Source organism: Methylobacterium sp. J-118 (assembly GCF_057836565.1).
Genome location: NZ_JBYQFA010000001.1, coordinates 4,822,164 through 4,842,990, shown reverse-complemented (window position 1 = coordinate 4,842,990; position 20,827 = coordinate 4,822,164). Strand labels below are relative to the sequence as shown.

Annotated in this window: 15 protein-coding genes and 6 pseudogenes; 12 read left to right on the top strand and 9 right to left on the bottom strand. The window is 62.3% G+C overall.

Annotated features, from left to right (window positions below; all coding sequences use genetic code 11):
* Window positions 1-87: 87 nt before the first annotated feature.
* The gene (locus AC3IF3_RS23755) at window positions 88-1,146 is read right to left on the bottom strand and encodes a GSCFA domain-containing protein (protein WP_243971746.1); all 1,059 of its coding nucleotides are present in this window, start codon (window positions 1,144-1,146) and stop codon (window positions 88-90) included.
* Window positions 1,147-1,961: 815 nt separating this feature from the next.
* Here AC3IF3_RS23755 and AC3IF3_RS23750 point away from each other — a divergent pair.
* From AC3IF3_RS23750 to AC3IF3_RS23735, 4 pseudogenes are all read left to right on the top strand, one after another.
* Window positions 1,962-2,273: pseudogene (locus AC3IF3_RS23750) on the top strand (DUF6502 family protein); the annotation flags it as partial.
* A pseudogene (locus tag AC3IF3_RS23745) lies at window positions 2,267-2,731 on the top strand (TolC family protein); the annotation flags it as partial. The pseudogenes AC3IF3_RS23750 and AC3IF3_RS23745, both read left to right, overlap by 7 nt.
* 22 nt (window positions 2,732-2,753) lie before the next feature.
* Window positions 2,754-3,344, top strand: a pseudogene (locus tag AC3IF3_RS23740) (outer membrane protein assembly factor BamA); the annotation flags it as partial.
* A 96-nt stretch (window positions 3,345-3,440) separates the two neighbouring features.
* Window positions 3,441-3,755: pseudogene (locus tag AC3IF3_RS23735) on the top strand (integrase core domain-containing protein); the annotation flags it as partial.
* A 10-nt stretch (window positions 3,756-3,765) separates the two neighbouring features.
* Here AC3IF3_RS23735 and AC3IF3_RS23730 read toward each other — a convergent pair.
* From AC3IF3_RS23730 to AC3IF3_RS23720, 3 genes are all read right to left on the bottom strand, one after another.
* Entirely contained in the window at window positions 3,766-4,809 is a 1,044-nt protein-coding gene (locus AC3IF3_RS23730; RefSeq protein ID WP_489230528.1) for a hypothetical protein, read from the bottom strand.
* 544 nt (window positions 4,810-5,353) lie between these two features.
* Window positions 5,354-6,193 carry a class I SAM-dependent methyltransferase gene (locus AC3IF3_RS23725; RefSeq protein ID WP_489230527.1) on the bottom strand — a complete coding sequence of 280 codons (840 nt, stop codon included), beginning with the start codon at window positions 6,191-6,193 and terminating at the stop codon, window positions 5,354-5,356.
* A 55-nt stretch (window positions 6,194-6,248) separates the two neighbouring features.
* Window positions 6,249-7,334 (bottom strand): GNAT family N-acetyltransferase, encoded by a 1,086-nt coding sequence (locus tag AC3IF3_RS23720; protein ID WP_489230526.1) that lies wholly within the window; start codon window positions 7,332-7,334, stop codon window positions 6,249-6,251.
* A gap of 817 nt (window positions 7,335-8,151) precedes the next feature.
* Here AC3IF3_RS23720 and AC3IF3_RS23715 point away from each other — a divergent pair.
* The 4 genes from AC3IF3_RS23715 to AC3IF3_RS23700 all read left to right on the top strand — a co-directional run bounded on the left by AC3IF3_RS23715 (window position 8,152) and on the right by AC3IF3_RS23700 (window position 11,872).
* Window positions 8,152-8,961, top strand: a complete 810-nt coding sequence (locus tag AC3IF3_RS23715; RefSeq protein WP_489230525.1) for an EAL domain-containing protein — start codon at window positions 8,152-8,154, stop codon at window positions 8,959-8,961.
* Between the two features lie 30 nt (window positions 8,962-8,991).
* Window positions 8,992-9,348 (top strand): hypothetical protein, encoded by a 357-nt coding sequence (locus AC3IF3_RS23710; RefSeq protein ID WP_489218509.1) that lies wholly within the window; start codon window positions 8,992-8,994, stop codon window positions 9,346-9,348.
* Window positions 9,349-9,359: 11 nt separating this feature from the next.
* Window positions 9,360-10,646 carry a sensor domain-containing diguanylate cyclase gene (locus tag AC3IF3_RS23705; RefSeq protein ID WP_489230524.1) on the top strand — a complete coding sequence of 429 codons (1,287 nt, stop codon included), beginning with the start codon at window positions 9,360-9,362 and terminating at the stop codon, window positions 10,644-10,646.
* A 227-nt stretch (window positions 10,647-10,873) separates the two neighbouring features.
* Entirely contained in the window at window positions 10,874-11,872 is a 999-nt protein-coding gene (locus AC3IF3_RS23700; RefSeq protein WP_489218506.1) for an AMP-binding protein, read from the top strand.
* Between the two features lie 435 nt (window positions 11,873-12,307).
* Here the strand turns inward: AC3IF3_RS23700 and AC3IF3_RS23695 are convergent.
* Window positions 12,308-12,754, bottom strand: a pseudogene (locus AC3IF3_RS23695) (polysaccharide biosynthesis/export family protein); the annotation flags it as partial.
* A gap of 133 nt (window positions 12,755-12,887) precedes the next feature.
* On the opposite strand from AC3IF3_RS23695, the pseudogene AC3IF3_RS23690 reads away from it, so the two are divergent.
* Window positions 12,888-13,895 (top strand): annotated as a pseudogene (locus AC3IF3_RS23690) (methyl-accepting chemotaxis protein); the annotation flags it as partial.
* A gap of 108 nt (window positions 13,896-14,003) precedes the next feature.
* On the opposite strand, the gene AC3IF3_RS23685 reads toward AC3IF3_RS23690, so the two are convergent.
* Window positions 14,004-14,933: an AraC family transcriptional regulator gene (locus AC3IF3_RS23685; protein WP_489230523.1), complete on the bottom strand. Its 930-nt coding sequence runs from the start codon at window positions 14,931-14,933 to the stop codon at window positions 14,004-14,006.
* A gap of 94 nt (window positions 14,934-15,027) precedes the next feature.
* On the opposite strand from AC3IF3_RS23685, the gene AC3IF3_RS23680 reads away from it, so the two are divergent.
* Window positions 15,028-15,771: an SDR family oxidoreductase gene (locus tag AC3IF3_RS23680; RefSeq protein WP_489230522.1), complete on the top strand. Its 744-nt coding sequence runs from the start codon at window positions 15,028-15,030 to the stop codon at window positions 15,769-15,771.
* Window positions 15,772-15,853: 82 nt separating this feature from the next.
* On the opposite strand, the gene AC3IF3_RS23675 is transcribed toward AC3IF3_RS23680, so the two are convergent.
* From AC3IF3_RS23675 to AC3IF3_RS23665, 3 genes are all read right to left on the bottom strand, one after another.
* A complete protein-coding gene (locus AC3IF3_RS23675; RefSeq protein WP_489218503.1) occupies window positions 15,854-16,258 on the bottom strand; it encodes a hypothetical protein in 405 nt (134 codons plus the stop codon).
* Window positions 16,259-16,347: 89 nt separating this feature from the next.
* Window positions 16,348-16,878 (bottom strand): hypothetical protein, encoded by a 531-nt coding sequence (locus AC3IF3_RS23670; RefSeq protein ID WP_489218501.1) that lies wholly within the window; start codon window positions 16,876-16,878, stop codon window positions 16,348-16,350.
* Window positions 16,879-16,982: 104 nt separating this feature from the next.
* Complete coding sequence (locus AC3IF3_RS23665) at window positions 16,983-17,180, bottom strand: hypothetical protein (protein ID WP_489218499.1); 198 nt, start codon at window positions 17,178-17,180, stop codon at window positions 16,983-16,985.
* A gap of 472 nt (window positions 17,181-17,652) precedes the next feature.
* Between AC3IF3_RS23665 and AC3IF3_RS23660 the strand changes: the two genes are divergently transcribed.
* Together AC3IF3_RS23660 and AC3IF3_RS23655 are read left to right on the top strand one after the other, a co-directional pair.
* The gene (locus AC3IF3_RS23660; protein ID WP_489218498.1) at window positions 17,653-17,928 is read left to right on the top strand and encodes a hypothetical protein; all 276 of its coding nucleotides are present in this window, start codon (window positions 17,653-17,655) and stop codon (window positions 17,926-17,928) included.
* A 37-nt stretch (window positions 17,929-17,965) separates the two neighbouring features.
* Window positions 17,966-20,164 (top strand): putative bifunctional diguanylate cyclase/phosphodiesterase, encoded by a 2,199-nt coding sequence (locus tag AC3IF3_RS23655; protein ID WP_489218497.1) that lies wholly within the window; start codon window positions 17,966-17,968, stop codon window positions 20,162-20,164.
* The last annotated feature ends 663 nt before the right edge of the window (window positions 20,165-20,827 follow it).

Here is a 20,827-nt window from a genome sequence, read left to right as displayed (position 1 = left end):
AAATATTATTGCGTTTATTATTCTGTCAAATAACTTAACGTTGCCGTGAGAAGACGTGGCTTGAGACATAAAAATGGCGGAGAGAAGCTATCGTATGATGGCTTCTTCGTCGCAGATTACAGCGGCGTTGCAGTTGATTTCGGCCTGCAGGTCAATGAGAGCTCGATGCGCCGCGGGTTCGGCGCGGTTCGGCGCAAAGGTTCCGAGGAACTGTCGCATGACGTGGCGCACCCCGGCATCGTTGATGGTGCGCTGGTCCTCATCGTAATACCGCCCGGCATTCGCACTGCCGGTAATGAGGTCGTAGGACGGGAAATACACGATCCTGTCGCCGTGAGTAGCGCATACTTCGCCGGCCGCGGCACGCAAGATCGACTTGGAATAACAATTCGAAGTCATGACGTGCTGATCAAGATAAGTGGCCACCATCGCGACGGGAGAAACCGTCATCACGACGCGCGCCGATGGATTGACGCGCCACAATCGGTCCAGAAAACCGTTCAGGTCGTCGATGACCTCGGCGACGCCCACGTTGACGAACGCGTAGCGGCCTGGGTCGTAGGTGCCGCCCGCAACACCGGGGGCGAGCGGTAGAACCGCCCCATCCGCGCGCCAACGCCAGCTCTCGGTCTGACCGAGCGTGATCACCAGGACGTCCAACGTCTCGAACAACCGACGCACAGCGGCCAAGTGAGCGTCGCGCGCCGCCCGTACCTCTTCTGCGCTCGCAAAGCCGTCCGGTTGGATCCTCGGCCGGAACGGATCTACGAACCGTCCGTCCGCCCGCTCCCAGGTCGTAAGTTCGGGCTCGAAGGCCCCGTATGCCCGATCGAACAGCTGCACGAACTGTCGCGTGTAGTACAGATTGCCGTAGCGGGCCGAATAGGTGCCGTATTGAAGGGCCTGAGCCTGGACGTGCGACATGCCGGCGGGCGCGGTCTCAGTGACATAGTAGTTGAACTGCGAGGCATGGAGAGCCGCCGCCACGCGCTGCGCGAAACAGGAACCAGCTGTGGCTACCCGGTCGTCGGGCGAGATGGTGAAGTTGTCGCCGGAGCGCAGATCCAGGGCGAAAGGCGGCACGTTCGTGACGGCGTTGGACCAGAACTGCTTCGACGGCAGCGACCTGTACGGGTTGTTCGACATTTCGGCCTCACGTGACATGCTGCTGAAAGGATGGGCGCCGCTACCGGCTGCCGCGGTCGACCTGCACGGGCGGCGCCCTCGTTGGTGGTCGGACGCATTCGACTCCGCGAGCGCGATTTGGCCCGCCGATCGCGGCCGGTAGGCGCAGCGGGTGTAAGTCATCGGGCACGGTGCAGCGTCGGATTTTGATCGTGCGCCGATCTCACGGAAGCTCGCGTCGCTGCCGAGGTTAGCGGGCCGACGATTGCAGCGGCGAGGATCAGGCATAGGGCTAGGTCGGGAAGCGCTCGCCGACGGCTGGACGCGCCGCCGCCGCGGCAAGACAAGCCGATTAAAGACCGGATCATCGCCGCACCCGCCCGAAGGCGGAGCCAAGAGTCGCGATCTGAGCGATGTCCCACCGCCTTTCGTCGAGGCGTTGGGGAGCCGATATTTCCGCTGAGGAATCGGTGGAGGCGACCAGTTGCGGGACGATCAGCTCACTGTTTGGACGGACCAGTTCCACGACACAGACGCCGACGGCGGGCAGCGCCAGGGCCGTGAGCGTGTACGCGAGGCGGATCAGGCGCGTCGGGAGGTCAGGGGCTCGGTCGCGGCGTGCCGCCGTTTGATTGAATGCGATCGGCGGCAGGGGGGGGGTAGACGATAGGGTAAGATGCGGGCGGCATCAGCGAGGAACCTCGAAGGTTGTGGGAGATATGCCCACAACATTTATGTGTGCAAATTTCCCACGTCAACCGAGAAATTGCACATACAGGTGTGTCTGCGTACTATGTGAGGTTGCCTCCCACGCTTAAGCTCCTACCAGAGTGGGTATGTCTGAGACTGCCGACACATCGCGAGAGGGCGCGGCCCTGCACGCGCCGTTGGCCCGGTTACTGCTGCCGTTCGTGCGCCTGCTGGTTGCCCACGGCATCACCTTTCCGGCCCTCACCTACCTTCTACGAGAGCTCTACGTGAACGTAGCCGAGTACGATTTCGCCCTGACCGGTTAGGAGCAGACCGACAGCCGTGTCTCCCTGCTCACCAGCATCCATCGCAAGGAGGTGCGGCGCCTGCGCGGGGTCTGCGCCTCCGTGAGCGCGGTGCCCGCCGTGGTCTCGCGCACCAGCCGGGTCATCGCCCGCTCGACCGGTTCGTGCCGTGCTCGCTGGATTCGGCTATCGCCGTCGGCCAGCGCGAGCACTCGCAGATCGTATCGGCCATTCACTCCGTCGACGCGGCGGAAGCGTAGGTGAAGGTTTATGAGGGCCAGCTGGTCCCGAACCTGAGCCTGCAGGGCTCGCTCAGCCAGGTCTACGACCAGACTGGCCCGAACCAGGCTTACTTCGTCGATTTCGTCGGCGGCAAGCTGAACATCCCGATCTACGAGGGCGGCCAGACCTACGCGCAGATCCGGCAGGCGAAGGAGCAGGTCGATCAGGCCCGCATCCAGGTGGATCAGGTCCGCGACCAGGTGCGCGCGCAGATCGTCGATTTCTGGGGCCGGCTCGAAACCGCCAAGGAGCAGGTCATCGCCGCCCAGGTGCAGGTCCAGGCCAACGAGGTGGCGCTGAACGGCGTGCGTGAGGAAGCCCGCGTCGGCCATCCAGGCGGCGTCACCCCAGATCGGCCTCGTTGCATCCTGCGCAGCCGGAGCCCTCAGCCTAGCCGTGCTGTTATGTGCGGGACAGGCGAGCGCCAATGAGATCGTCGTCCAGGGCAACCAACGAGTCGACGCGGAGGCCATCAGGTCCTACGTGACCGGCACGGCGTCCGGCTCCGCCGAGGAGGCCCGCCGCAATCTGCTGGCGAGCGGCATGTTCTCAGATGTGAAGGTCGCCCAATCGGGCGGGCGTACGGTGGTGACCGTCCGCGAGAACAACCTGATCAACCGCGTGGTGTTCGAGGGCAACAAGAAGGTCGAGGCGAAGGCACGCGGGCCCTACACCGGAGCGATCATCAACGCCGACCTCGCCCGCATCCGCGACGTCTACAAGCGCTTCAGCCGGGGTACCGCCAAGGTGACCTACCGCATCGTCGACCTGCCGAACGGCCGCGTCGACGTGATCTACCAGATCGACGAGGGCGATAAGACCGGCATCGTCTCGATCAACTTCGTGGGCAACAACGCCTATTTGGAGCGGACCCTGAAGGGGCTGATGGGCTCCTCGGAGATGAACTTTCTGTCGTTCATCAAGACCTCCGAGGTCTACGATCACCGACAACGGCACCCATTTCACCACGCCCGGCAACGTCGCCTTGGCCGCTTCCATCATTAAGGTACGATTGCAGCCGGCAAGACCTTCCGGGCCCACAGCTTCGAACTTGCCTGCGCCCGCAACGATATCGACCATCGGCTGACCAAACCGCGCCATCCCTGGACGAACGGTCAGGTCGAGCGGATGAACCGCACGATCAAGGACGCGACGGTCAAGCGCTACCATTATGACAGCTACGCGCAACTCCGTGCGCACTTGGCCGACTTCGTCAACGCCTGCAACTTCGCCCGCCGCCTCAAGACCCTGCGCGGCCTCACGCCCACCGAGTTCATCCTGAACGCCTGGACGAAAGAGCCTAATCGCTCCAGGATCGACTCGTCACACCTCATCCCGGGACCATACAACTAGTCTGTCAGTTTTAATGACGGTCACAGACCTCGAAAGCTGGGCACTGCCGCTGCTGACAACCTAATCGATCGTCGATGCGATTGCCGTTGCAGATGTCCCAGCCAGCTTCCGCGCAAAAGCCCCACAGCGCCGCTTGAACAAAACGAGGGAAGGTCGCCGGGAAGTCCGGGTTGTAGGCTTGGGCATCGATCCGGCAGGCCAAGCCCTCGATGATCGCCGCGCAGCCCCCAGGCGCGGTACAAGCCGGCCCGAAAGCGTGTTCGGCGTCAAACCGCGCCAGGGTGCCCGTCCGATGCAGGAAGTTATGAACGAGGGAGTCGACGGCGATCATCCATGATCCGGCTGTGACCCAGCGTTCCCGGTTCGGGTCGGCGCCGAGCAGAAGGTCAGCCAGCATCATCGCCCAGAGCTTCGGGCCGATGCCGTAGATCCTGCAGAGGGGACCAAGAACGGCCTTCCGCAGGCGCGGACCACGTTCGGGCGCCCCGGGGCCAGGATCGGCCTCGGCGAGCCGTTTATCGATCCAGCCGACGAAGTCACCGTCGCAGACATCGCGAATAAAGAGGGCAAGGCTGTAGGCTGCTTGGTTCAGCGATCCCTTCCTCAGCCTCGGGAGGGGTAAGGTGCAGGCGCTGATGTGATCCGGTGCAGCGCAGGTCTGGTCGACCCTGCGATAGCTGCAACCTTCGAAATGCCAATAACTCGCAAGGCGCAAGCACCTCTGAGGTACCGACAAGGCCGCCTGGATCTCGGCGTGGGTCACCCCGCCATGCTGCACGGCGTAGCGGACAGCGATCTGATCGGAGATACCCTGGAGCGGTACGAGGCTCATCATCCAGTCGAAGATCGGAGCGCTATCGTAAGCGGTGACCGCCTGCGAAACACCGTTTGCTGTTTGATGGGCTTGTAGATGCTTGAGAAAGGCGGCCGGTGCGAGGGCAAATGCCGGCGCGGTGACACGTTGTAAATGTATCCACGGATCGCCTTTTGATTGATTCGCCTCGGTATGAATTAGCTTCATGCCATCGAATATACTGACTGCCGCAATAAGCATGTCAAACAGATTTTAAGCTATATTCATTGCTGCCGGCGCAATGGCCGATCGAAGTTTTGTATCAGATTGTAGCGATCGATCAGCGCGACAGTTTTTGGTGGCAGACGGTGTGGTGCCAGATGACTGATTATGGCCGAAAGCGGCTAGTCCGCTTCCGAGTAGACCCGCCGCAAAAGCGGACTGCCTCTTACCGACCCAAGCCATACACCGGGACCGCTTGTTGCGCTTCACCAAAGCGATCGCTTGTCAGCCGTCTAGCAACTTCGGCTGGGGGGCTTTCAGACGGTTCGCCTTCGGGGGGCGGATAGATCGGAGCGGACACAACCGCCGGGACCGTTCACGACCCAACTCAGCCGTCCGGATACCCGCGGGCGCTTCCACAAAGCGGACGTTCGTCCGATTTTTAACAATTTCGCCGCGGATGTAAGCTGTGTAGAACCGCTACGTTTTCGATTACCTCTGCATAACAGCTAAAAGGCCGAGCTCAACTTTTGTTATAGCCCTTCAAGATTATAAAGACGAGTCATGCATCACAATTCACTATTCATTGTTCTTCAAAAACTATCTCTGCGCGCCACGTCGGCTTTGTCGTGATAATATTGAAATCTGAACATCTGTTTTCATATAGATTTACGGTGTTGATAGACTGCCAAACCACTACACCATCGTCGGTGTCGGAATGGTGGTTAAGTTCGTCGGGATCACATGGGACCTGTTCTGCATACCAACGTTTAAAGTAAATTGATTGATCGACTAAATCGCCGTTTACGGGGTTCTCAAATATTACAAAAATGCTACTTCCGGCGATGGCTAGCTGTTCCAACTTACAAATAAGGATCCCAATTGTTGCCCGACCGAATGAATGATACATGAAAACTACAATTTTTCCGCCTTTCAATTGAGTCGTAGTTACATCGGCTCGATCGATGCTGATTTTGGCTCTGCCAGGGAATAAATCTGATATTTTCTGAACGTTCTTCTCCGCGATGGCGCACAGTTCGCCTGATATTTCAATGCCGATTAATTTGTAGAATGGAAATTCTGATGCGGTTATTAATGCGCGACCCATGCCGCAACCAAGATCATAGAAGGTAAATTGAGCAGTATCCGGGAGTGAACGAAGAGCTATTCTTACGCAACTGGGTTGACAACCTGCATAATGATTGTTCTCTCGAAGGCCAATTTTAAATATATTTAGCCCCGAGTCGGTTAGAAAGTTCGGGACAAAACCGCTTGTTTGAATACCATAAATTAAATCGATTGGATGAGTATGGCGCCGAGCCTGAGTTAATGCTCGATGCAGCATAAAATTCCTTCCAACCGCATTGCGCGTAAAAACTATTGTCGTAATTGTGCGCAGCAAGGACAAATAGTGAATTAACATATTAAAATTCCGATCATAACTTACAAAAATAAGCAGCTTTGCCCGGCAAGCCTGTTCAAGCGGCGCTTTTCTTATGTAGACGGCTCAACTGAGACACTTTTCCGCGGGGATGTAGGAGGCTGTATGCGCCGCGAATTATCTTTCCAGGTATGCCTTCAGGAGTTGCGAGGTAATCACCGCAAATTTGAGGCTCGCATACCCTGCTCCAAATGGGCGTTGTCCCAGCTAAAAAAACAACTCCTTCCATTCCGTTATCGATTTCGTGTTGCAAAAAGAAGTGTCTCATTGCCATAGACATAGATGAATTATTTAAATTTTCGTGATTGAGCTGCCATTCGACAATACAAGTTTTGCCTTGTCTCCAGCCCGATATATAGCTAACCCACGCCCCCGTTTTATCAGTCAGCCCCATAGAAAACGAGCCAGGCTGTTTCTCGATCGCGCTTTGACGTCTCAAAGCCTTTTCCAGTTTTTCAAATCTGGCCGCTACGGCCTGCAACCGTTCCACGGCCGCTGTGGCTTGAATTGAGGTGAGCGAAGCATGAAACACACATCCGAAATCCTCCTCGGCGCGCCTTTTATAGTATCGAAAATTCTTCCGCATTTTCTGGCTGAAGCGAGAGGTCAATCCACTCATCCCTCCCGCCAAAGGCAGAGAGCTTCTCATTTCGCGAAATTGCCAATTTTTAGAAGGGGTTGCGTTAGCTTGGCGTCCCGCTGTCTCGTCAATTGTGGCGGGCGGTATCAGCAGTGAGACAATAATCGTGTGAGAGAATCTATTCTTTATTAGAGCTGCTGTGCCATATTCGATAATAGACATGTAATTGTTTGAATTTCCAATGACGCACCCCCTACCACAAAGGTAGCCACCTCTGAATGTACCTATTGGAAATCGTCCGAATTTAGTGCCGTGAAGCAGAAGTGCTCCGAAAGGGATGCGATTGGAGTGCAGTAAAATCACTACCGGAAGAGTATTCCATCGGTCCGAAAGCGCTAAAAACCAAGCCATCGATACGGTCATATCATAACTTTGACCACAGGAATGGCGTAATTTTTCGACTATAATTGAAACAGATTCGATAGCTCTTTTGCCTAAAAAAATACCAACCTGAAATTTGCCACAACTGCTCGATGAGATCATGAGGCGGACCTCTTGGATTTTCGCACTTTTGACGGTTCCGGCATATAAAATTTTTTCATGTTAGTATAGCTGTGCATGTACGCTTACTGATAAAGTAGGAGGGGGTAGGCTGACGCCGAGAAGAGCAGCCCTAAAATCGACTTGGTGTCCGGAAAGCTGGCTAAAAAGATGCATAAGCCAGCCGATAAGGCGAGGTCGAACATCGACACGGCGCGGAAGCCTGCGAAGCGAGCGGTCCTGTTTCGGCGCTTTGAATTGTATGTGAATGCAGCGGCACATTTTGAGGAACAACTGCCTCTCGCGTGACGATTAGCGCCTGAGCTTGACGGTTAGTACCATCCGAAACGGGTCGTGATATAGCGGATTGGGAACGTCCGCCTCCTTGGGGTCTTGCTCAGAAGCAGACCGTCACAAAGCCACCCCCAGCCGAAGTTGCGAGACGACTGACAAGCGACCGTTTTGGAGAAGCGCAACAAGCGATCCCGGTGTCTGGCGTGGGTCGTGAACGGTCCCGGCGGTTATGTCCGCTCCGATCTATCCGCCACCCGAAGGCGGACCGTCTGAAAGCCACCCATCTGGGACGGTCACGCGGGCGATCAGTAGCGGTCGATCCTAGCCGAAAGCTGCCGCTTCGCTTCGGGGGAGAATCAGCCGGGAAAACAGACAGCTCGTTACCGACCTAACCCCGACGCACAGCCTTGCGAGCCTCCGAAAGCGAGCCTTCGCTCGGGTCTCCACTCACTTCAGAATTTTACGTCAGCGAAACCGTCAAGCTGTTAGCTTGGTCCGATCAAAGCGGATGTGAGAAGCCTGAGCTATGAAAAGGGGATGCCAGGGTTGCCAGGCTGGTGAGTCGCTGCCCTTTGAGTTCACAATGGCGTTCCATCCCATCCTCGACATCCAACGACATGGCGTGTGGGGCTATGAGGCTTTGGTCAGAGGCGTCTCGGGTCAGGGCGCCGGCCATATCCTCGCCATGGTCGATGAGGCAAACCGCTACAAGTTCGATCAGGCGTGTCGTGTGAAGGCGATCGAGCTGGCGAGTTCCTTGTTCGTCGAACCAGATACCCGTCTGTCCATCAACTTCATGCCCAACGCCGTCTATGAGCCAGCCGCATGCATCCGGGCGACGCTGGAGGCGGCTCGTCGGGTCGGCTTCGCACATCGGCAGATCATGTTCGAGTTTACCGAGAACGAGCGCATGGCCGATGTCGCTCACGTCCAGCGCATCGTCACCGAATATCGCAAGCAGGGCTTTGCCACCGCCCTCGACGACTTCGGTGCAGGGTACGCCGGGCTCAACCTGCTCGCGAGCTTTCAGCCTGACTACATCAAGCTCGACATGGAGCTGATCCGCGGCATCGGAGCGTCGCGCGCCCGCCAGACCATCGTCGTGGGTGTGGTCGAAATAGCACTTCAGCTCGGTATCGCGGTGATCGCCGAGGGCGTTGAAACAGAAAACGAGCTCGAAACACTGCGTGCGGCCGGCATTCACCTGTTCCAGGGCTACCTGTTCGCCAAGCCTGCGGTGGCGAGCCTGCCGGCCGCTTGGCTCCCACAGCGAGGCTCTGCTGAGTTAAGAACGGAGGCTTGCGTGAATGCTGGGCTTGGCACGCGCGCCGCCTGAGCATTTCCGGACCGACATGCGAGGCCTGCTGTGCTCACTTTCGAAGCCATCTCTCTCGACATACTCCTCACCCTTGAGGCGGATCAGCTCGACACCATGCCGTTCGGGGTGGTCGGACTGTCACCGGCGGGCATCGTCGAAATCTACAACGTTACAGAGGCGCGGCTGGCTGGTCTTCAACGGGAGACCGTCCTCGGCACGCACTACTTCTCAGTGACCGCGCAGTGCATGAACAACTTTATGGTGGCTCAGCGGTTCGAGGATGAGGCGGAGATCGATGCGATCATCGACTATGTGCTCACCCTACGGATGCGCCCCACGCCCGTACGGCTACGACTGCTAAAGGCGCCGCAGACCGATCGCCGCTACATCCTGATCCAGCGCTGAGCGAGGCCGCCGTGACGACTGACCTCGAAGCCGAGAATGCGGCCCTGCTGCAGTTCCTCTATGCCTGCCCGGCCGGTCTCGTGGAGTTCTCGGCGGCTGGTGCCATTGGCATGGTCAACCCGGCTGCGATGGGCCTTCTCATGCCGATCGCGGGTCGTCCGTTCGTCATCAACCTGTTCGACGTCATGGACGCCTGCGCGCCGGAACTGCGCAACATGATCCACCGCTTCGCACCACCGCAGGGGACGGTTTGTGACGGCCACCGCATCGTGACCGGGCGCGGGGAGCGGCCGAACGTCCTGGCCTGCACCATCGTGAAGCTGACCGCGGATCGCTACGTCGCGACCCTTTCCGATGTCACCGAGCAGGTTGCCCGCGAGCGGCGGTTGAAGCAAGCCGAGACGTGGTTCGCTTCCCTGCTCGACGGCGTCGATGATGTCGCTGTGCTCTCGATCAATGCGAACGGCTGCGTTGACGCGGTCACGCCCTCTGCGACGCGCCAGACCGGTTTCACGGAAGCCGAACTCCTGGGCAAACCCTTTGAATGGTTCGACCGCCCGGACCGCGCTACGGCGATGCCGCTGCCCGGTGAGGCGATCGCCGTGGCGCGACGGGACGGCTGGTACCTTCACGAGGGCTGGCACGCCCTGGCCGACGGCGGTCGCTACTGGTGCCAGCGCCTGGTTGCCGTGCGCAATGAGGCAGCGGGGGCTGCCGCGGGATATACCCTGGTCATAAGAGCGGTGACCCGCCAAGGGCGTGACACAGCCGATTTGCGCAGGATGCTGACGCGGGACCATCTCACCGGTGCAAGCAACCGGGCCCACTTCTTCGAGACGGCGGAACGCCAACTTGTACGGGCACTCCGGGATACTGCATCGTTGGCTCTTGTAGTCCTCGATGTCGATCACTTCAAGCGCGTGAACGACGAGCACGGGCATGCGGCGGGTGACGTGGTGCTGCGCGAAGTCGCGCGCCGCTGCGAAGCGGAGTTGCGTCCTGAGGACATCTTCGCCCGTTTGGGAGGTGAGGAGTTCGTGGTGCTCCTGCCGGAGACCTCGCTGATGAAGGCCTCTGCCGTCGCCGAACGCTTGCGCACCTCGCTCGCGCGTGAGCCGATCGTTGCGGGCGGGATCGAGCTGCGCATCACCGCGAGCTTTGGCTGCTCTGCGTTGGATACGGATCCGGCCGCATCCCTGGCTGGCCTGCTCGCGGCCGCGGACACCGCGCTTTACAATGCCAAGCGTGCGGGCCGCGACCGGGTTGAACTATCACACCCAGATCGGGCCGCGGCTTGAACCCAGGTCATCCCGCGATGCTTTCGCGAAGCGCCCTAGCTACGGTCCTGCAAAGCCTTCTTATCGCTGAACTCCTTGCCGCGCGCGGTCGCGGGAATCCTGCAGCGCGTCTGCCGGCGCACCTGCCACCCGCATGGCCCGAGACCACGCACATTAGCTCCGGCGCGGGAGTGGGGTTGGGCTGCGACTCGCTGGAGCGATTGTGGCTGGCCTCTGCAGTCAACGAGATGTTCCACCTCCACGAGGCGGGCGGTGAGGATGAGCTGCTTGCGGATACCACGTTCGGGGCCTGGATCGAGCGGATCGAGGCCGCGTGGCGCTCCGGTGTCGCTTCGATCACTTTCACGAGCTCGGGGACGAGTGGGCGACCGAAGCGCTGGACGCACACGGCCGATGCTCTACGCACGGAGATCGCGTTCCTAAGTGAGCTGTTCCGGGACAGGCGGCGCATCGTCTCCCTCGTGCCAACCCACCACGCGTACGGCTTTCTGTTCGCCGCGCTCCTGCCCGATGCGCTCAGCGTCGACCATATCGATGCGACGAAGCTCGGCCCTGCTGAGATGGCTCGCAGCCTCGCGCCGGGGGATCTCGTCGTCACGTTTCCCGATCGCTGGCGCGGGCTGGAGCGCTCGCTGCCCAACTGGCCGAAGGACGTCGCTGGCGTGGTCTCGACCGCCCCGTGTCCGCGAGACTTGATCGCGGCGCTCCGCGAACGCGGCCTGGCAGCGATGACAGAGGTGTACGGCTCGTCGGAGACGGCCGGCGTGGCTGTACGCCGCTGGCCGGAGATCTCGTATAGCCTCATGCCGCACTGGCAATTCGTCGAGCCAGTTAACGAGGATGCACCGGAGATCGTCCATCGATTCGGGCGGCGTCTCTCGTTACCGGACCGCATCCGTCCGCGGGGTGGGGGTCGGTTCGAGCTAGCTGGCCGATTGGATGGTGCTGTACAGGTGGGCGGCATCAACGTGTACCCTGACCGGGTTGCAGCGCGCCTCCGTGATCGGCCCTGGGTCGGTGATGCAGCGGTGCGTCTGATGCGGCCGGAAGAGGGGGCTCGTTTGAAAGCCTTTATCGTACCCGGGGTGGGAGCTGATCTGACCGCGTTGCAGGCGGACCTCTATGCATGGATTGACAGCGCTTTGTCGGCAGCAGAGCGACCGACGGCACTCACGTTTGGATCCAGGTTGCCGACGGGCCTGATGGGCAAACGCGTCGACTGGTAAGGAGCGCGGAGCGGTCATAACGGCAGGTTGACGCGGAATTCCGACGTCGGCCACCAATGGGAACACGCTCGCAAACACTGAAGTCTGCAGGGTGCAGCTATATCTGCCTAAAGCGGTATGCCCAGCTGCTCCCATGACTACCACAGGTGCAATCCGGCCGACCGAACCTGGCCGTAAGCGGAACGGCTGCTTCGGGGTAGACTCGCCGCATAAGCGGACGGTCCTCTACCGACCCAAGTCGGCCACTTGGATCGCCCTGGGCGCTTCCCATAAGCGGTCATTCGTCGGCCATGTGGCAATTTCGGGTTGGGGTAGCAAATGAACGCTGAGCGAACAGTCATCTTATCGAAGATAGTAATATGAAGTAGCGATATTCGTGATTGTTGATTGAATGAAAGATGACCCGCCATCGCCACTTGAGCCGCTGGCTAAATCAGACTTCGAGACGAAGATGAGGTCGCGGTTCCGCATACGGAAGGCCTGAGTTAGAAACAGACTGTCGGGGTCGCGCATGTCCGCTTGGTAGACGACCGGCACAAGGGCGGTGCCTAGCAGGCGACTGCCGGGTTTCAGGCGTCGCACCACTGCCGCCGGCTCGAAACGGAAGATGAACGTACCGCCTGGGTCCGCCTGAAGGTCGGACAAGCCACGCGCCTTCGCCAGAGCTTGGGCCAGAGTGATGCCTTCCGCATCAAACGGGATCTCGGTGGCGTTGCCGAGCGCACCCATCGCCAGAAAGGTCTGAGGATCGCGCACCAGCGTCAGGGTATCTGCCGGGCGCAGGGAGATGTTCTCGGCGGGATTTGAAACTACGGTCGTCAACGGCACCTTAGCGATCCGGGCCCCACGCGAGAGCTGCACAACGATCTCGCTGACCGGCGCTCTATCCGAGAGCGCCCGCGGTGGGATCGCGTTGGTGCTTGTTGTCGTCATCGTCGTCACGCTGGTGATCGGCTGGATGTCCGTCTTCACGATCTCGGGCCCTGTCCGCCGCATGGCGAGCGTCATGAAGCGGGTGGCCGATGGCGACACTGACCTCGCAGTACCGAATGCCGGCGAGCGGAGCGAGATCGGCGAGATGGCCGCCGCAGTGCAGGTGTTCAAGGACAACCTCGTCCGCACCCGCAAGCTCGAAGAGGAGACCGCCCTGGCCCGGGCCTCCGCCGAGGAGCAGCGCAAGCGCGCGATGCGGGACATGGCCGATGGGTTCGAGGCCCCAGTCGGTGGTGTCATTGGCCTGGTATCGTCTTCGGCCACTGAACTGCAGGCCACCGCTGGAGCCATGAGCGGCACGGCGGCCGAGACCGCCGCCCAATCCTCCGCGGTGGCGGCCGCGGCCGAAGAGGCGGCCGTCAACGTCAACACTGTCGCCGCAGCGGCCGAGGAACTCGGCTCTTCGGTCCAGGAGATCGGCCGGCAGGTCGATGGCTCCGCAGACCTCGCCCGGCAGGCCGTGGCCGAGGCCGACCAGGCCGGCACGCTGGTGCAGGCGCTCAGCGCCGCCGTCTCCCGGATCGGTGACGTCGTGGGCCTGATCTCGACCATCGCCGGTCAGACGAACCTGCTGGCGCTGAACGCAATGATCGAGGCTGCCCGGGCCGGCGCGGCCGGCAAGGGCTTTGCCGTCGTCGCCTCAGAAGTGAAGGCGCTGGCCGAGCAGACCGCCGAGGCGACGAGCGAGATCTCCGGACAGATCCTGCAGATCCAGGCGTCGACCGGGCAGGCCGTCGCCTCGATCGGTGGGATTACGGGACGCATCCGCGAGATCAGCGCGGTCGCCACCTCTATCGCCGCAGCAGTAGAGGAGCAGGGGGCGGCGACCCAGGAAATCGTTCGCAATGTCGCCCAGGCGGCGGTCGGCACGGGCGAGGTGACGGGGAACATCACCGGCGTGGCGGGTGCCGCCGAGGAGACCGGGGCTGCGGCGAGCCAAGTGCTCGGGGCGGCGTCCGAACTGTCGCGCCAATCCGAGCATCTCGGAGCGAAAGTCGCACGCTTCCTGGCCACGGTTCGAGCCGCCTGACTGAATTCGCGGGCCTGCAGTGCGCACGCGATAGAGTTCGGTCACGACTTGACCGTCCGCTTTCCTGCTGACTGATCTTGGAAGCGGACGGGCCGATTCCCCCCCTTCTCAGACGTTCAGAGACGCAGGGCTGCGGGGTTGGGCGCGCTGCTCGCGGGCGTAGTGGATTGGCGGTCTGCCGACATGACGGGCGAAGGCGGTGCTAAAGGTGCTGGCGGACCCGTAGCCCACGCGCTCGGCCACCTCCGCCACGCCGGCTCCCTCGCGACCAAGCAGATCCTTCGCCAGCGCGATGCGCCACGCCAGTAGATACGCCATCGGCGCGACGCCGACCTCGCGCCGGAACCGTTCGAAGAATGTCGAGCGCGACAGTCCCGCCTCTCGGGCCAGGGCGGCGACCGTCCAGGGAACGGTCGGTCGCTCGTGCATGCGGCGCAACGCGGCGGCCACGCGCTCGTCGGTAAGCCCGCGTAGGAGGCCCGAGGGCGCCGTCGGACCCGTGGTGGACCGGAGCGCCTCGATCAGCAGCACCTCTAGAAGCCGCGCCAGGACCACATCGCGGCCGGGCCTGTCCGCCCGAGTCTCCTCGTTCACGAGGCCGAGCAGCATCGCCAGTCGCCCGACGCCGCGCACATGGACGAACCTGGGCAGGAGCGACAGAAGTAGGTCCACATCGTCGGAGGCGAAGGTGCAGTGCCCCACCAGCATGCGCAGGTCGGGCGGCACCTCAAGAGGGCCGAGTCGGAACACGCCGGGGCCGACCTCGAGGGGCGGCGGCGCCCGCCCCGCCGACGGCGCGACGAGGCTGGAGGCGGCGAAGGCGCTGGCGGCGGGGATCAGCACGAAGTCGCCGGCTGCGAGGATGATCTCCACCTCGTCGTCGATCGCGAGGCGGCAGGCCCCCTCCAGCACCGCGGCGTAGAACGGCTGGCCGTGGTCGTTGCGGCGCACTGTCCAGGCTCCGCCAGCCAGGACCAACTTAGAGAACGAGGCACCGGGCCGTAGCAACCCGACGACCTGGGTGAGCGGATCGACCATTTCGGACGCTCGCCAATGAAAAATGGACTTGCGCCCGTATCACGTCCGGCAGAGCGCTCCTATCACCCCGTGGTGCGTCACACGGGAGGTCCCCATGAACACGACCCTCATCACCGGCTGCTCATCCGGCTTCGGTCTGAAAACCGCGCGCCTTTTCCTCGACCGCGGCTGGCGAGTCGTCGCCACGATGCGCACGCCTCAGATGGCCCTGCTCCCGGAGTCCGACCGCCTCACCGTGCTGCCGCTCGACGTGACGGACGCCAGCAGCATCGCCCGGGCGGTCGCGAAGGCCGGGCCGCTCGATGTCCTGATGAACAACGCGGGCGTCGGGCTACTGAACGCCCTGGAAGGCCTGTCGATGGAGTCCGCCCGGGAGGTGTTCGAGACGAACACCCTCGGCACCATCGCCATGACCCAGGCTGTGCTGCCGCAGTTCCGGGAACGGGGCGCGGGGGTGATCGTCAACGTGACGTCGAGCGTGACTCTGCGGCCGCTGCCGCTGCTGGCGGTCTATACCGCGAGCAAGGCGGCGGTGAATGCCTTCACCGAGTCCCTCGCCCACGAGCTCGTGCCATTCGGCGTGCGCGCCCATCTCGTCATTCCCGGCCGATCGCCGGAGACGGCGTTCGGGACCAACGCCCGCACCCGGATGGGGATGGATGTACCCAAGGCCTACGGCGATCTGGCGGGGAGGGTCTTCGCGAACTTCCAGCAGGCGACGGAAGAGCTGACCCGGGCCTCGGACGTGGCTGAGGCGGTCTGGCGCGCGGCAATCGACCCGGCTTGCCCGATGCGCCTGCCGGCCGGCGCTGATGCAGTCGCCTGGGCGGCGGCCTGACACGAACCCTCGAACGTCCGCTTCCGCTACATGTTTAAGCAGAAGCGGACTGGTAAATATCCACCCATAGCAAACCTCGGCCTCAGGCACGCTCCAGCAAGTCGAGGAGCACCACGCCGGCAGCGGCGATGACGTTCCCCCGCCCGCGCCAGGGCAGGACGACAGCCTCGGACAACGGCTCGGCCGCCACCCCCCGCAGAACGGTCTCAGGTGCCTCGGCCTCGCGGTCTTGATTATTCCCACGCATGTAGACCACCTGACTGCCGGTGTGGTTCTCGGGCGCGGCTAGGGACGGCTCATCGTCCGCGCCGTCCTCGGTGTCTGGATCCCCGTCCATGTGGTCGAGCACGGCGATAATCCGATCCGCCGCGTCGAGGGCGATCTGTGCCGCTTCCTCCAGGCTGGCGCGGAGCGCGGGCCCGGTCAGCGGCTCCAAATCTGGATCGGCCGGTTTCGGACGCGGGGTGAAGGTCAGGACATCGCCCATGGTGATGGTCTCGGGTCGCGATGAAGGGGAGGCCCGGCGGGATCCGGCCGGGGCGGGACGCACGGCTACGGAGGGGTAGGGAGCCGCCGTCAGCGGACTTCGGGCCCGGCCTGGGTGCGGGCTCTGAGGGCCTCGGCGAGGCATAGTTCCCTCATGCGATCAGCCTCGGCGACCGCCAGCAGCTCGCGGGCAAAGGCCGCGGTCTCAGCAGAGTCGCCGTTCTCGATCGTCTGAACGGCCAGCATCGCCAGTCGCGTTTCCTTCTCCAAGGCGGTGCTCGGCGCCCGACGAGAAACCTCCTTGCGGATCGCGGTCTGGACGTCGGCCAAGGCGTCTCCGATCCACCGCATCAGCTTGCCGGCTTCGTTGAAAACCGGGTCGGCGCTGCGAGCGGAGTCCAGACAGCAGCGAGGTCCCCAGGTGTAAGCGTCGGCCAGAGCTTCGACGTTCTCGGCCATGTCTTGTATCGCCCGCAGATCGCTAAGCGAGGCAGACGCGAGGTCGAGCATGGCGACGAGGCTGTGAGCATGCGCCGGCTCCTCGACGACTTCCGGCTCCGGCTCGGCGGTCTCGGTCGCGCCCCCCTCCTGGCCCAGCACCGCAGACGATGCCGCCATCATGTACCGGGCGCAGGCCAGGCTCAGCAGCTTGCCCCAGCCTTCGAACGTCCCCTGTGCAGCGTCGAGCGCCTTGAACGACCGGCCCGCTCGGGGTGCGAGTCGGGTCAGAGCAGGGAGACGAGGCCGGTCAGGACCATGCCGCCGCCCACGATGGCGAAAGCGGCCAGCAGCTCGGCACCGACATCGAGGAAGAGCAGGGACCGACTGTGCGACGTGTCGAGGCGAACCGGGGCGACGGCCTCCCACGGCTCGATCGTGCCGGGCTGCTGCTCGTCCGGCAGGTTGCGATAGCGGAAATCCACCGGGGGCCGGCGACGCTCGGCGGTGGCGACGGCCGTGCGGTGACGGTCTGCCGCTGTTCGGCAGAGCGGATGAATGCCAAGGGTCATTCCTCGCGCTGGCCTACGCCTCTGCGTTAGGGCGGCGGATCAGATGGTTCTGACATCTGTAGATAGGGGGAGACGTCGCGTTCTTCCGGATCGCGTGATTCGGCCCGAATTAGACTTCAAAACTATCAGATGATAGAATTCAGAGGGAGCTTTCGACCTTAATGGCCCCTATTGAATGCGCTATTAGAAGTTGTATTTTTGATCTGAACGTGGATAATCCGTCATTTGACGTGATTTGAGGATCGTTTGGAGTTACATGCTTATACAAAAGTACGGTTTATGACGGAATAAACTATTAATTAACAGAATCTATCAGAAATAATTGCTGGTTCCGCCACATGTTTATCAGGCGAGGACTGATTATAGTCCTGATGAGAAGCCAGCAATGCGCGTACACCTCCCTGTCAAGGCTGCCCTGGCGGCTGCCTTCGGCCTGCTCGCCCTCATCGCGGGTGGACAGGGCGCACCCTCGATCATTAAGCTAGGGGGCATCCGACATTCCGTCACCGTGATCGCCACGAACTGGCTGCCGTCTGTCGTTGCCGTCGGCCAAATGCGCGAGGCCGCGTCCGAGGTTCGGATCAAGCAGCTAAGCCTTCTCACTCTGGCGGATCCGAATGTCGGCCCATTGCCCGACACGGAAGGCGACCTCATCCGCTGACTCAGCCGCGCTCACCCGTTCGATCCGGAGCCCTCTCGTGCCATCTTCATATGCGCAGACTGACGAGGAAGCTCGGCTGCAGGCGCTGGCCGAGCACGAAATCCTCGATGCCGAGTCAGATCCGTCGCTCGCCCACATCGTCGAACTCGCCGCCCGCCTGCTCGGCGCACCGGCTGCCTTCGTTTCCTTCGTTGATCGCGATCGGCAAGTCTTCCACGCCAAGGTCGGCCTAAGCCTGTGTGACACCGACCGCGACGTCGCCTTCTGCGCCCGGACCATCGCGCAAGCCGACATCCTCGTCGTACTCGACGCATCCCGGGATTCACGGTTCTGCGACAATCCCCTGGTCACCGACGCCCCGTTCATCCGCTTCTACGCAGGCGTGCCGCTACGTACCGGGGACGGCCATGCCATCGGTACACTCTGCCTCGCCAGCCCCAAGCCGCGACGCGCTTTCACGGGCCGAGACAGGCGTATCCTCACCGACCTAGCCCGACTCGTGCTCGACCGGCTGGAGCTGCGCCGCGTCCAGGCGGCCCGGCGTGCGACTCAATCGCGCTTCGAGCACATCGCCGACACCTCGTCGGACGCCATCATCTGCGCGGACGCCCACGGGCGGGTGAGCTTCTGGAGCACGGCCGCCGAGCACCTGTTCGGGCATACGGTCGCCGAGGCTCTTGGTCAGCCCCTCGCCATACTGGTGCCCGAGCGGATGCACGGCGGCCACGAGGGTGACCTCCGCCGGATCGCGCCCGGGGCGGAGACGCGGCTGCTCGGCCGCACTGTCGAACTCACCTGCCGGCACAAGGACGGCCGCGAGTTCCCCGTCGAGCTGTCCTTGTGCACCTGGACCGAGAACGGCCACGCAGCTTTCGGGGCGATCGCGCGCGACGTCAGCCAGCGCCACATGGTAGAGGAACGCCTGTTCCGTCTCGCGCATCTCGATGCCCTGACCGAGCTGCCTAACCGGGCTGTACTGTGCGGCCGGATCGAGGCGGCGATTATGGAGGATCGCCCAGCGGCGGTGCTGATGCTCGACCTCGACGGCTTCAAAGAGGTCAACGACGCGCACGGTCATGCCGTGGGCGATGCCGTACTCCGGCTGGCGGCGAGTCGACTGCGCAACTGCGTCGACACCATGGGCGTTGCGGCTCGATTTGGCGGCGATGAGTTCGCGGTCGTGCTCCCCGGCGTCGGGGATCCGTTGATGGCAATCTCCAAGGGGCGGGCGATAATCGACGCCCTCTCCGAGCCGTACCGCGTCGAGGAATCCATCTTGCGACTCGGCGCCAGCGTCGGCGTGGCCCTAAGCCCCGCCCATGGGGTGCGAGAAGACGAACTGCTGGCTTGCGCCGATGCCGCCCTTTACCGCGCGAAGATGGATGGGCGCGGGCGCGCCTGCCTGTTCACGCCGGACCTGCGCGAGGTCGCACAGCGCGAGCGGGCCTGCCGCGACGGGCTGCGCCGCGCTATCGAGCAGGGTGAGTTCGTACTGCATTATCAGCCGCAGGTAAGCCTGTCCGACGGGGCACTCATGGGGGCCGAGGCCCTGATCCGGTGGCAACATCCCGAACTCGGCCTGCTCATGCCGGCCGCGTTCCTGGAGGTGCTAGACAACGGTCCGGACGCAGCGCGTGTTGGCGACTGGGTGCTGCGCACTGCCTGCGCCCAAGCACAGGCTTGGCGGCAAGGTGGTGTGCATCCGTTCCGGATCGGGGTGAACCTCTGCGCTGCCCAATTCCGAAGTGGCGGTTTGGTCGAGCGAGTCGCAGCCGCGCTCGCAGAGACTGAGCTGCCGGCGCACGCCCTGGAGTTGGAGATTACCGAGACGATCATCTTGCATCACGACCCAGAGGTGGTCGCCGCCCTGCGGGCCCTGCGCGCCATGGACGTGGGAATCGCGTTCGACGACTACGGCACCGGCTACGCCTCGCTCAGCCTGCTCAAGCGCTTCCCGTTGACACGATTGAAGATTGACCGCGGCTTCGTGAACGGCCTGTGTGAGGACCGGCACGACGCGGCCATCGTGCGGGCGGTGATCGACCTCAGCCGCAGCTTCGGGCTGGAGGTGATCGCCGAGGGCGTCGAGACCGAGGAGCAACGCCGGCGTCTGCTCGCGAAGGGCTGCCAAGAGGCGCAGGGTTATCTGTTTGGCCGCCCAATGCCACCGGCGGAATTCGCCGCGCGTTTCAATTTGCGCCAAGATCATATACGTCGCTCGTCGACTTTTACGTAGCCGCGCGCAATGACGATAGCCGATAAAACACGTTTAGACCGTTCAATGCTAGCATGTTGACTGAGAATTTGTTGCTTTATCTGCTCCATTTACCAATCATGTTTTATTTAATCGACCAGCCTCGGATCTTGACCATGAGCGCGCTGTACCGCTTCGTCTACGCCAGCAAGAACCTTCTGACTGGGACTGAGGCCGAGGCTGCAGTTGAACAAATCCTGGCGGCATCGCGGCGGAACACCAAATGGCGCGCAGCGGGCGAGCATGCAACGACAGGTGGGCCCGAGCTGGTTCCTCGGGGCTCGCCCGTGAAGCCTTGGCCGGGCAGTCGCATGAGGGTCGGTGCGGCGGCGGGACTGGAGACCGCGAGCGCCGGCCCACGGCCCTGGAACCCAGCGTGTTCGAGATCCTGCTGCGGACGAAGCCCGCCCCGGCAACCTCGGGCCCAGCATCTTTGTCGACGGGGCAACCCTCTCGGGCCTACCCGCCGCGAACCTGAAGAGGCGGTACGAGGATCGGCATGGGTGACGATGTGGCGGCGCTTCTGCTGACCCTGGCGGCGGAAAACGGCGAGCTGCGCGAGCAACTGGCTATGGCGCAAGATATGCTCGTTTAGACTGCAATCGACACCGGCCATCTGAACGCCTGCATCAAGGCGGTGCAGGT